Origin of the sequence: Neobacillus sp. SuZ13 (assembly GCF_030123365.1) — a bacterium.
In the GTDB taxonomy this organism is placed as follows: Bacteria; Bacillota; Bacilli; order Bacillales; family Cytobacillaceae; genus Neobacillus.
Genome location: NZ_CP126107.1, coordinates 1,286,229 through 1,299,226 on the forward strand (window position 1 = coordinate 1,286,229; position 12,998 = coordinate 1,299,226).

Below are 12,998 nucleotides of genomic sequence, written 5' to 3' on the forward strand. Positions count from 1 at the left end.
TATATTTTTTTATATTTCCTTTGTAAGGGATTACAGAAGAAGATTATCAATTATAAATTTCATAAATACATGGAATAGGATGGAAAGTGGAAAACTTAATAGGTAAAAAAAGGAGTGAAGAAAATATGGGTATCCTACAAGAATTATTAAAAGATATTCCGGTTCCTAAAATGGCAAAAGTCAAAGTTCACTTTGATAACAAAAGGATCGATGACCTTGGCTCAACCCTGATGACACAATTACAACGAGTAGATATACAGGAAAAGGTAAAGCCTGGAATGGAAATTGCAATTGCTGTTGGCAGCCGGGGGCTCGATCGCCTTCCTGAATTGACCGCGGTAACAGTCAAGTTTTTAAAAGATTTAGGGGCCAAACCTTTCATTGTACCAAGTATGGGGAGCCACGGGGGGGCGACAGCAGAGGGACAGCGCGAAGTTTTAGCACATCTTGGGGTAACCGAAGAAAGTGTCGGATGCGAAATCCGCTCTTCAATGGAAGTAGTAAAGATAAGTGAGCTGCCGAATGGATTACCTATTTATGTGGATAAATTTGCTTCAGAAGCAGATGGAATTGTGGTCATCAACCGTATCAAACCACACACAGCTTTTCGTGGTCCTGTTGAAAGTGGAATGATGAAGATGATTAGTATTGGATTAGGAAAGCAAAAAGGGGCAGAAGCTTGTCATCAAATGGGATTTAAGTATATGGCAGAAAATGTTCCAGCAATGGCAAAGATCATCATGGAAAAGACCCCTTTCCTGTTTGGGGTTGCATCCGTTGAAAATGCATTTGATAAAGTAGCCATCATTGAAGTACTTACATCAGAAGAGATAATAAATAAAGAACCTGAGCTTCAAAAGAAAGCAAAAGAGTTATTGCCAAAGCTTTTCTTTGATCAATTGGATGTCCTTGTCATTGATGAAATCGGCAAAAATATTAGTGGTGATGGAATGGACCCTAATATTACTGGACGTTATCCAACTCCATACGCTTCTGGTGGACCGGATGTTAACAAAATGGTGGTCCTCGATGTAACACATCAATCTGAAGGAAATGCCAATGGAGTAGGAACAGCAGACTTTACGACACAACGGCTTGTTGACAAGATGGATAAAGAAGGAACTTATGCTAATGGCTTAACTTCAACAGTTGTTGCCCCAACTAAAATTGCTACGACCTTACCAAACGATAAACAAGCATTCCAAGCAGCAATTAAAACATGTAATATTCTAGATTTTACAAACGTGAAATTAGTCCGTATTAAAAATACCTTAGTATTAAGTGAAATTGAAGTATCTGAGCCTTTACTAGAATATGTGAGGCAGCATCCTAATATGGAACTATGTTCTGATCTTTATGATATTCCTTTCAATGAAAATGGAAATTTATTTTAAAAGTAAAAGGGAGAGAATAAATTATGGCACAATTATTTGATTTAAGTGGAAAAGTTGCAGTTGCAATTGGTGGAAATGGTGTTTTGGGATCAGCTATGGCAAAAGGCTTGGCTTCCCACGGTGCCAAAGTTGCAATTGTAGGACGTAATCTTGAAAAAGCAGAAGAAGTGGCCAAGGAAATTAATGAGAGTGGCGGGGAAGCCAAGGCATTTTCTGCTGATGTTAGTTCAAAGGATTCCTTAGTTAACGTTGCGAATGAGATTGAACAATGGTCTGGTGGCTGGGACATTCTATTAAACGCACCAGGTACAAATAGCGCCACACCATTTTTTGAACTTGGCATGGACGAATGGGACAAAATTATGGATATAAATTTAAAAGGAATTGTATTAACCTGTCAGATTTTTGCGAAGAGAATGATTGAACAGGAAAGAAAAGGAAGCATTATTAATATCTCTTCGGTTTCTTCAACAACACCATTATCAAGAGTGTTTACCTATTCCGTATCAAAAGCAGGTCTTAATAGTGTTACACAGTTCTTAGCACGAGAATTTGCACCAAATGGTATCCGTGTCAATGCAATTATTCCAGGATTTTTCCCTGCTGAACAAAACAGAAAAATTTTAGATAAAGAGAGAATTGAATCAATCATGAGACATACTCCAATGAATCGCTTTGGTGAGGCGGAAGAGTTACAAGGTGCTACGGTTTGGCTTGCTTCTGAAAAAGCGTCGAGTTTTGTAACAGGAACACTCGTACGAGTAGATGGCGGCTTTGGAAGCATGACAATATAAATCCCCGGTGCACATAAATCTAAAGTCTATTAAATAAATTAACAATGGCTGACTTTAATTAGATAAGGGATTGGGGGAGAAACGGTCCATGCTAACAGAGAAATACAAAAAATTAACGTCAATTCTCCAAGATATGGAATCGATAGTCGTTGCATTTTCAGGAGGAGTAGACAGTACTTTTTTATTAAAGGCTGCAGTGGATGCTTTAGGGGCTGAGCATGTTCTCGCTGTAACAGCAGACTCTGAAAGCTACCCTTCTAGTGAACTGGAAGAGGCAAGAGTTCTTGCAAATCAAATTGGTGTCAGGCACCAAGTGATTGAAACATCAGAACTTGCTATTCCAGGCTATGCAGAAAACAATAAAAATCGATGCTATTTCTGTAAGAGCAGTTTATTTGATCATTTGATTCCAGTCATGGAAGAAAAGGGCTTTCAAAATGTGGTTTATGGTGTCATAGCAGATGATATGAATGAGTTTCGACCAGGTATGCAAGCCGCTAAAGAAAAGGGGATACGTGGTCCACTCCTAGAAGCTAATTTGTTTAAACAAGAAATCAGAGAACTCTCGCGTGAATTCGATTTGCCAACTTGGGATAAACCATCCTTAGCGTGTCTTTCTTCAAGAATTGCTTATGGTGAATATATTACAAAAGAAAAGTTGACGAAGGTAGAAAAAGCCGAAGCCTATTTAAAATCACTAGATATCCATCAAGTACGGGTGCGAACACATGATGAGATTGCAAGAATCGAAGTAGAACCAGATGATATGAAAAAGGTTCTTGAAAACCATGACTCAATCGTGAAAGCACTCCAAGGATATGGTTACAAATATATCACGTTAGATTTAGTTGGATATCAGAGTGGAAGTATGAATAAGGTGTTGTCTTAGAGCTTTCACTTCGCCAATGTGTTTAGGAAAGTACATTTAAAAAAAGGCTTTGGAAATATCCAGAGCCTTTTAATATAACATTATAAAAATTGCAATAAATAATATACTTTATGTTATGTGAAAAGGACGAGGAGAGAATGTCAAGAGAAGTTGTGATAGGACTTGATATCGGAACAACAAGTGTTAAAGCATGCGCATTTGACCTTCAAGGTAAATTAATCGCAGAAGCTGAGAGAATGAACACATTTCATTATCCAAAGCAAGGATGGGTCGAACAAAACCCAATTGAGATTGAACAATCAGCTGTACAAGCCATAAAAGAGGTAATTGAGAAAGCCAAAATTGAAAATCGTGAGTTGATTTCAGTTGGTTTTTCTTCTGCAATGCATTCCCTCATTTGTATAAATGAGAATGGATTCCCAATATCTCCAGCCTTAATTTGGGCTGATGGAAGAAGTTATCTACAAGCAGAATCAGTGATTGAAAAAATGGGGAACGGGGTGTATTCAAACACAGGCACACCGGTTCATCCCATGACGCCATTTGTTAAGTTATTGTGGATGAAAGAAACTAAATATGATCCGTACCTCCAAGCAAAGTACTTTATGTCTATTAAAGAGTATTTACTTCAATGCTGGTTTAACAAGAGGGTTATAGATTATTCGATGGCATCTGCGACAGGGTTATTTAACCCAGACACACACACGTGGAATCAAACATTATTATCTCTAACGGGTATTCATGAAGATCAGCTTTCTAGAATTGTCCCTCCAACAGAGATATTAACAGGGATGAATCCTCTAAAAGCCGAAGAAATGGGGATTGATTCTGAACTTCCTTTTGTTATCGGTGCTGCGGATGGCCAACTGGCTAACCTGGGTATTGGAGCGATTCTCCCGGGTGAAGTGGCAGTTTCAGTTGGAACTAGCGGAGCCATTCGGCAATTCACAAGAGGCGTTAAAATGAGTGAACATCAAGAAAACTTTTGTTATTCTTTTACAGAAGATTTTTCTATCATAGGAGGTCCATCTAATAATGGAGGGATTGCCTTACAATGGATAAAAGATCTTTTGAATGACCCTAGGGATTTCGCTGATTTCCTTGCGGATGCAGAAAAGGTGCCACTTGGTTCCGATGGAATCATCTTTCATCCATATCTCAATGGCGAAAGAGCACCGATATGGAATCAACGAGCAAAAGGAAATTTCTTTGGATTGTCTATCACACATAGAAGAGAACATTTTATTCGAGCGGTTCTAGAAGGTATTACATTTAACCTCTTTCAAATTGGCAAGGCTTTAGAGGGGTTAGCCGGGAAACATCAAAAGATATATGTAAATGGTGGTTTATCCAGGTCTCCATTGTGGCTGCAAATGATGGCGGATGTATTCGAGGCGGAGATTTATGTGCCGGAGAGCTATCACAGTGCAGCGTGGGGAGCAGCATGGACTGCATTAGTGGCTACTGGTAAAGTTCATTCCTTTGAAGATATTAAAAAGAATATCCCAATGGGTGAAGCAATTGTTCCTATTAAGGATAATAGTGAAAAATATAAACTTATTTATGAGAAATATGATAAGTTGGCAAGCGGAATGGCCCAACATTTTTGAAGTTTATATTAAAAAGGGGGGAAATGAATGCTTGAAGAAATTTTAGAGCAGGTTCAAAGAGGTACCCTTAGTGTCAAAGAGGCAAAAGAGCAATTAGCAACATTTGAAAATTTGGGATTTGCTAAAGTTGACCATCATCGTAAGAAACGTCAAGGCTTCCCAGAGGTCGTATACGGCGAAGGTAAAACGACTGAGCAAATTATTTCAATTATCCAAGTGTTAAGAGCCCGAAACAACCAAGTGCTCGTCACACGTATTACCAAGGAAAAGGCAGAAATTGTCCAACGTGCTTGCCCTGATTTTATCTACAAAGAAGAAGCACAAATTCTTTTTTGGAAAGAGGACACTGTCTATGAGGGAGAGCCAAAAGGGTATATTGCCGTAATTTGTGCAGGTACATCGGATTTACGAGTTGCCGAAGAAGCAGCGGTTACGGCAGAAGTATTAGGCAGCACAGTACATCGGATCTATGATGTAGGTGTTGCTGGAATTCATCGCTTGTTAAGTCATGCGGAGGAAATTCAAAATGCCACGGTCTCCGTTGTTGTTGCTGGTATGGAAGGGGCACTTCCAAGCGTAGTTGGCGGACTTGTTTCCCATCCTGTTATTGCTGTCCCAACGAGTGTTGGGTATGGAGCAAATTTTAATGGATTATCTGCCTTATTAACGATGTTGAATTCATGTGCATCAGGCATTAGTGTCGTGAATATTGATAATGGGTTTGGCGGGGGATATAACGCAGTATTAATTGATCAACTTGCACAAAAAGGGGCCGGGAAAAATTGAGGACACTTTATTTTGATTGTTTTTCAGGTATTAGCGGCGATATGGTTATTGGAGCTCTAATTGATGCCGGAGCAGATCCGAATCGTTTAGTAGAAGAATTAAAAAAACTTCATATTGATGATGAGTATATGTTGACATGGAAAAAGATAGTGAAAAATGGGATTACAAGTACCAAATTTGATGTGGTGTTGAAGAATGTTCATACCCATAACCATCATCATGAACATGAACATACCCATGCACATGAACATGGACACACCCATGCACATGATGATGGACACGTTCATGGACAAACCCATGCACATGATGATGGACACGATCACGGACACACCCATGCACATGATCATGAACACAACCATGAAAGTCACGAACACATCCATGCACACGACCATGAGCACCATCATGACCATCATAATCATAGCCATGGAAATGACCATCATCATCATCATGAACACCGGTCTTATAAAGACATTGTTGCTTTAATTGAGGGGGCAGGTTTTGTTGAGCCTGTGAAAAATACAGCATTAAAAATCTTTAAAAGAATTGGTGAAGCGGAAGGACATATCCATGGAATTCCCTTAGAGAAGGTCCATTTTCACGAAGTAGGGGCAGTAGATTCGATTATTGATATTATCGGTGCAGCTATTTTAATTCATCAATTAGGAATAGACGTAATTAAATCATCGCCCATTCCTGTGGGAACAGGTCGAATCCATATTGATCATGGTATTTATCCTGTACCTGCACCGGCTACTCTTGAAATTTTAAAAGGTGTACCAATTGAACAATCTGACATTCGCTTCGAGCTCACCACTCCCACTGGGGCAGCGATTGTCGCTGTATTGGCAGAAGAATTTTGCCCGATACCATCTATGAAGGTTACATCCATTGGTTATGGGGCTGGAACGAAGACCTTTAAAAAACATCCCAATGTGCTCCGTGTTGTCATTGGAGAGGACTAAAATAAACCTTTAAGCGGACGTCCTTTTTGATATTTAATGCCTCTTTTTGAAAAGAAAGGAAATGATTTAATGATCTCTCATCTTCCTCCCAGTAATGAGCATCTTGATGATCAGATGGTCAAAATGGAAGTTAATCTCGATGATATTCCTGGAGAATGGCTTGGCTATGTGATGGACTTGTTATTTGAGGCTGGCGCTAATGATGTCTTCTATACCCCGATTTATATGAAAAAAAATAGACCAGGCGTATTACTTCAGCTACTTTGTTCGCAGAAACATATAAATACTATGAAGGAAATTCTTTTTAAAGAAACTACCACACTTGGAATACGCTATTATCCTTTAACTGTACACCGGTTAGAAAGAATGTTTAGGAAAGTTATTACAGAGTGGGGTCCTGTGACAGTAAAAGAAGGAATATATAATGGACAAGTTGTGCAATGTGCTCCGGAGTTTGAAGAATGTAAAAGCATTGCACAACTTCATGATATTCCCGTGAAAAAGGTTTACGAAATGGTTTGGAAGGCTTTGGGAAGAGAAGAATAAGCCAAAAGTCTCGCCTCATTTTAAGCAAGATTCGTAGATAAATTTTAATAGATTTGGCGTATAAAAATGGCTGCCATACAGTATAATGGCAGCCATTTTTTAAACCCATTTAATTTCTTCAACTATTTGTTGTTTAAACAACTGGATGATAAATTCATTATAAAAGTCTTTTCTAACAATTATTTGAAACCTATTTTTCGGATGAATATAAAAATAGATATCAGTTAGGATGTTATTTGTATCAAAATACTCACGAATTTCTTCGATTTTTTTCTTCCATTTGTTATCAATAAAAGTAAGTGTAAATTCAAAATCATCGCCGTTTGGAGTTTCTTTTAGTTCGAGAAACTGTTCGTTATATTTATACTCTACTTTCATTATACCCCTCCTAAATTAGATATCTTAAATATATGTAAATCGTACAAATAATAATTGATAAAATCATTAATGGAAATGCAATCAACATGAATTTTCCAAATGTAATAGGATGGCCTTCCTTCGCTGCAAGACCCGCCACAATCACATTGGCACTTGCGCCAATTAATGTGCCATTTCCGCCTAGACATGCCCCTAAAGATAGACTCCACCAAAGAGGTTCTAAATTAGTAATGCCAAGTTCCCCCATGTCTTTTATCATTGGAATCATGGTGGCAACAAACGGAATATTATCAATAAATGCTGAAGCGATCGCGCTAACCCAGAGAATTAAGATGGATGTGGATGTAACATCCCCTCCAGTTAGGTGTACGGAGTAATCTGCTAATAACGAAATTACCCCTGTTTCGATTAATCCTGATACCAATACAAACAGGCCGATAAAGAAGAATATGGTTGTCCATTCTACTTTTAAAAATGCTTTATCTAAATACTTTTCTCCTGTTAATAGAAGCAGCAGGAAGGCACCAGCTAACGCAACGGTAGCAGATTCAATATGAAAAAGCTGATGCAGGAAAAAACCCAAAATAGTTAAAGAGAGAGCAGTTAGAGATTTAATTAGTAACTTGGTATCTGTTATTTCTTCCTTTTCATCTAAGTCCATTAAATTGGCCCTTAACTCATCCGTTGTTCGAAGCTGCTTCCGATAAATAAATGCTAAGATCCCAATATTTACAAATAAGATAAAGAATGTTATCGCTGTTAGATTATTAATAAATGCCATAAAGGTAAGTTCTTTTACGGCGCTGCCGAGCATGATATTCGGCGGGTCGCCTATCAGTGTGGAAGTTCCGCCAATATTTGAGGCAATAACTTCGGTTATTAAAAAGGGAATCGGATTAACCCGTAATTGTCTCGTGATACTGAAAGTAACTGGAACCATTAATAGGACCGTTGTTACGTTATCTAAAAAGGCTGATCCCAAGGCAGTAATAGTTCCGAGCACCAACAATATTTTTAATGGATCACCTTTCACTTTTTTTGCTGACCAAATAGCTATGTATTTGAACAGACCTGTCTCTGAAGTTATGGCAACGATGATCATCATACCGGTCAATAATCCGAGTGTATTAAAGTCGATATGGTGAAGCGCTTTTTCCTGCCCAACAATTCCTAGTAATACCATCATAATTCCGCCGCACATGGCAATGATCGTGCGATGAATCTTTTCAGTGACGATAAAGGCATAGGTAAATAAGAATACACCTAGTGCGATTAGAGCTTGTGTTGACATGTAGTAACCCCTTCTCCCAAGATTTAAATGGTCCATTTTTAAAAAATGACAAAAAGGAGCCTGTTTGACAGACTCCCCCAATAAAAACACCATTTATATTATTCACTTTATTTTATATAACTAAAGTTTGAAAGTAAAGAATGTTTTAACTATTAAAGCCCTAATTTATTAATAAAATCAACTGTTTCCTGATGCTCTGGTTTAATTAATTGATAAAGACGTTTATCTCTCTTAACAAGGGAGGTCCCGGTATCATTAGCAATTGCTCTTGTGAAGGATGTCCCTTTTAATACAATCCAATGGCCATTTGTTTTTTCTAGTCTGAGATCAATAATTCCAAGACGATTACCAAAAGCCCCTGCCATTACGACAGGTTTACCATTAATTTGTCCTGTTTCTATGTTAGTATCAGGAGAATTTTTATACACAGAACTTGGAAAGACATTATGCGAATGTCCTGCCAATATGACATCGATGCCCGGAATCTTTGATAAATAATAGACTGCATTTTCTGATTCAGCGCTATAGGTTCCGTAGCTGATTCCTGTATGGGCTAGGGCAACAATGATATCGGCTCCTTTTGACTTCATGATTGGGATAAATTCTTTTGCAGTATCAACAATGGGTTTAGCCATAACTTTACCTTCAAGATTTGCCTTATCCCATTTCATAATTTGTGTCGGCATAAATGCTATTACCCCAATGTTTAGTTGATGTGTTCCTCCATTCTGATCAACCACTTTTCTTTTCAAAATAACATACGGAGTAAAGTAGGGTCTTTTCTTTTTAACAGAGAAAACATTGGCATTGAGGACGGGCATCTTTGCCCCTTTCAAGGCTGCTTTTAAGAATCCTAAACCGTAGTTAAATTCATGATTACCAATGGCAATGGCATCATAATGTAAATAATTAAAGGCACGATAAACTGGATGAATTTTTCCCTTGCGTATCCCTCGAATTCTCGCTAAATATTCTCCAAGAGGATTTCCTTTCAGATGATCTCCATCGTCAAATAATAAAGAATTTTGTACTTCATTCCGTGCCTTCCGAATAAGTGTCGCTGTTTTGATTAGACCAATTCGGTTGTCTACTTTTGTTTGATAATAGTCATAATTGACTAAGGATGCGTGTAAATCAGTTGTTTCTAGGATACGTAAATCCACGACACCAGGATGTGTTTTTACAGCTTTTGCCTTAAATGAAAAGGCAGGTTGAGAGAATTCAACAAGTGAGAGGATGATTAGAAAAATAAACGTTTTTTTATTCAATTTGAAAACCTCCTTCATAGTCTTGCATTAAAGGTTTTCTTAGTATTCGTTTTCTTACTAGAATTATGATTAGTGATCATGTTACTTTCATTAAATTTAACATAAGCAGTTCCTCATTCTTTTTGACAATCCAGAATGTAAATAAACAGGAATTACAAAAGGGTGCCTCGCTTGTAGAAGTGGTTATATCATAATAGGAAAAGTCAGCTGAAAGTTAGCTGGCTTTTCCTATTAAATTAATTAATATTGAATGAATGTGATCATACTCACTTAATTGAAAATTATTTTCAATTAAAATAAAAATAGAAATTGTAATTTAGGAGGAATTATCTATGGAAAAGAATTCAGTTAAAACATATATGGAATATAGCGAAGAAAAATTTACAAAAAGGATTATTTACAAAAAAGGTGAAACAACTGCTTTTGTATTAAATTTTTTACCTAGCCAACAACTGCCCACTCATAAGCATCCAGGAACAGAAGTTTATATTTATGTCGTAACCGGTAACGGCACAATTAGTATTGATGGGAAAGAAACAGAAGTCTCTGAGGCAGACTTAATCCATGTTCAAAGTGAGGAGGAAATGTCATTTAACAATACCGGGAAAGAACCAGTTAGCTTGTATGTAGTACTCAGCAAAATACCGTCTGAAATTTATACAAAGAACATCTAGGCAGAACAATGTTAAGAGGTGCTGGTTATAGTGTGAAATACAAAAAAAGTCAGCCTGTATTTTAGGTCAGGCTGGCTTTTTTTTAGTCATATGCCGTTTTTTATGTTTGATGCCAAAAAACCACCAGTTCCAATCGCCAAGTAGTTTCATCAGTGCTGGAACTAACACCATCCTCACAATGGTTGCATCTATAAAAATTGCTATAGCAATTCCTACTCCTAGTTGTTTAACTGGCATGACGCCGGTAAAAGCAAATGCACCTGTAACGACAATCATAATGGCTGCAGCAGAAGTGATAATTTTACTAGTATAAGTCAATCCAGATATAGTCGCTTCACTATTATCTCCAGTTTTTAAGTAAAATTCCTGAATTCTCGAGATAAGGAACACTTCGTAATCCATCGATAGTCCAAAAACAAGAGTAAAAACAAATACAGGTAAAATTAACGCAATATCTACAGGTGTGACGCCAAAATGCCCTTGTTGGAAAATCCAGACTAGGATCCCAAAGGTGCAGCTCAGGCTTAGTATGTTCATTACAATTGCTTTCAATGGTATAAGAATGGAACGGAATGCTGCCATTAATATGACGAAAGTCGAGAGAACAATCAATAATAGCCCATCTGGTGCTTTTTGATATATTTCAGAAAAAATTTCTTGCTCGAATTTTATCGATCCGCCGAAGGAAGCGCTTAAACCTAAATTCTTATTTGACCAGTCACTTACCCATTGTCTTGCTTTAGCAGAATGTTCACCAGTTTTTAAATATACCTCTAAGAGCATTTTATTATCTCTAATAAAGTAGTCGATAATTGGGGCTGCCTTTGTCGTTTTCCCAGAAGTGAGTACTTGATAAAGCTGGTTTACATCCTTTATTCCAGTAGCTGAAAAGGGTGAATGAACGGTATTCACAAGAGCATCGTTTTCAATGTTTTTAATCACGTTATTCACTTTTTTTAGATTATTCATATGAAGAATGTTACCACTTGATTCAAGGACCACGATGACTTTTTTCTCATCCCGTTTTTCTTTAGCAACAAAATGGTCTTTATAGATTTCTAAAGCAGTTCTTGAAGGGTAATTTGGGGGCAGGGATTCTGTACCAGGGATCGCTAAAACCATTTGTTTAACAGGAATCAATCCTGCTAAAAGAATTGCAAGGGCTGCTATAGTCATCAGAATAGGGCTCTTCATGACAAATTTAGCAAAATGATGCCAAAAACTTATCGTTTGCTTGTCCACTGCGGGTAAAATACTTAATTTATTGATTTTATCTCCTAAAACGCCAAGCAGCGCAGGAAGAAAGGTTAAGGCACAAACGGCAGAAATAAACACAACAGTCATTCCGCCAAGCGCAACATTCTGAAAAATATCGATTTTGATAAACCACAATGCAGATAAACCAATAAAAACACAGAGTCCTGAAAAAATAATCGAACGACCAGCAGTAGAAACTGTTATCTCAAGAGCATCCTTTATCGACTTTGTCTTCACTTCTTCTTTATATCGATTTATAAATAATAAGGCAAAATCAATACTTAACGCTAATCCAATCATTGGAACAATATTTAAAATAAAGATCGTTAAATCAGCACGATAGCTAAAAAAGTAAACGGTTCCCATTGTACATAATATAGAAACTACGCCAATGACAATCGGGAGTGACGCAGCAATAAGTCCTCCAAAGGCAAGGATAAGAACCACTAAAGCGATTGGCAGACCGATCATTTCCGCTTTTGCTAAATCTTCTTGGCTTGCTGTATTAAGGTCTTGGACAATAATCGGTTCGCCGGTCATTGTGACCTTTAGCCCCTTTTTATTTACTAGTAAAGGCTTTAATTTGTTGATTTCTGTCCCAAGGTTTTCAGCATTCTTGTTAAAAGTAAGAAGTCCATAGGCATATTGTGCTTTTAACATTCCTGCTCGTTCCAAAGGGGAAATCGTTTGCTCTGCATCATCAAAGCCTGATAACCTTTCAAAGGTGGCTAGTATGTATTGTCTGAAATCTTCATTACTAATGGCTTTGTCTTTTTCAAAAACAAGAATAATGGAGGATTTAGCATATCCAAATTCTTGCTCGAGAAGGTTGCGTGTTTTAGTATATTCCCCGTTATATTCAAAACCATTTCCACTAAGAACGTCAGGCAGTTTTAATGCAAACAAACCTAATAGTAAAATAATGAACCCCCATGTTACCAGAACCCACTTCCGCTTTTGGTAAATAAATCCGCCTAATTTCTGCATCATATCGCCTCCTCTCATAATAATTGTTCCCCATTAAAGAGGCTGAAAATTCATGTTCAACGCTTAGCTTCACTTGTATTAGCTGAAATTATATTCATAATGATTTTTACAAATGTAAAACAAAAGTGATTTCGTTTATTATTTTTGTTACAATAAAGAGAA

10 protein-coding genes and 1 pseudogene are annotated in these 12,998 nt (G+C 37.4%); 7 read left to right on the forward strand and 4 right to left on the reverse strand.

Translation table 11 applies throughout. The features are described 5' to 3' along the window. Positions 1-125 precede the first annotated feature (125 nt). The 6 genes and pseudogenes from QNH17_RS06150 to larC all read left to right on the forward strand — a co-directional run bounded on the left by QNH17_RS06150 (position 126) and on the right by larC (position 6,981). Entirely contained in the window at positions 126-1,394 is a 1,269-nt protein-coding gene (locus QNH17_RS06150; protein ID WP_283877880.1) for a nickel pincer cofactor-dependent isomerase, group 22, read from the forward strand. Positions 1,395-1,417: 23 nt separating this feature from the next. Then, positions 1,418-2,188 carry an SDR family oxidoreductase gene (locus tag QNH17_RS06155; RefSeq protein WP_283877881.1) on the forward strand — a complete coding sequence of 257 codons (771 nt, stop codon included), beginning with the start codon at positions 1,418-1,420 and terminating at the stop codon, positions 2,186-2,188. A gap of 88 nt (positions 2,189-2,276) precedes the next feature. After that, a complete protein-coding gene (gene larE, locus QNH17_RS06160; protein WP_283877882.1) occupies positions 2,277-3,077 on the forward strand; it encodes an ATP-dependent sacrificial sulfur transferase LarE in 801 nt (266 codons plus the stop codon). A 137-nt stretch (positions 3,078-3,214) separates the two neighbouring features. After that, a complete protein-coding gene (locus QNH17_RS06165; RefSeq protein WP_283877883.1) occupies positions 3,215-4,687 on the forward strand; it encodes a gluconokinase in 1,473 nt (490 codons plus the stop codon). 27 nt (positions 4,688-4,714) lie between these two features. Next, positions 4,715-5,473, forward strand: a complete 759-nt coding sequence (gene larB / locus QNH17_RS06170) for a nickel pincer cofactor biosynthesis protein LarB (protein WP_283877884.1) — start codon at positions 4,715-4,717, stop codon at positions 5,471-5,473. A gap of 41 nt (positions 5,474-5,514) precedes the next feature. Beyond that, positions 5,515-6,981, forward strand: a pseudogene (larC, locus tag QNH17_RS06175) (nickel pincer cofactor biosynthesis protein LarC). 99 nt (positions 6,982-7,080) lie between these two features. Here larC and QNH17_RS06180 read toward each other — a convergent pair. The 3 genes from QNH17_RS06180 to QNH17_RS06190 form a co-directional block, all read right to left on the reverse strand. Beyond that, positions 7,081-7,359 (reverse strand): hypothetical protein, encoded by a 279-nt coding sequence (locus QNH17_RS06180; RefSeq protein ID WP_283877885.1) that lies wholly within the window; start codon positions 7,357-7,359, stop codon positions 7,081-7,083. Positions 7,360-7,369: 10 nt separating this feature from the next. Further along, complete coding sequence (locus QNH17_RS06185; RefSeq protein WP_283877886.1) at positions 7,370-8,650, reverse strand: ArsB/NhaD family transporter; 1,281 nt, start codon at positions 8,648-8,650, stop codon at positions 7,370-7,372. Between the two features lie 152 nt (positions 8,651-8,802). Continuing rightward, positions 8,803-9,918: a metallophosphoesterase gene (locus tag QNH17_RS06190; protein ID WP_283877887.1), complete on the reverse strand. Its 1,116-nt coding sequence runs from the start codon at positions 9,916-9,918 to the stop codon at positions 8,803-8,805. 332 nt (positions 9,919-10,250) lie between these two features. Here QNH17_RS06190 and QNH17_RS06195 point away from each other — a divergent pair, with 332 nt between their 5' ends. Then, entirely contained in the window at positions 10,251-10,592 is a 342-nt protein-coding gene (locus QNH17_RS06195) for a cupin domain-containing protein (protein ID WP_283877888.1), read from the forward strand. 66 nt (positions 10,593-10,658) lie between these two features. Here QNH17_RS06195 and QNH17_RS06200 read toward each other — a convergent pair whose 3' ends face one another. Then, complete coding sequence (locus tag QNH17_RS06200) at positions 10,659-12,839, reverse strand: MMPL family transporter (protein WP_283877889.1); 2,181 nt, start codon at positions 12,837-12,839, stop codon at positions 10,659-10,661. Positions 12,840-12,998 lie beyond the last annotated feature (159 nt).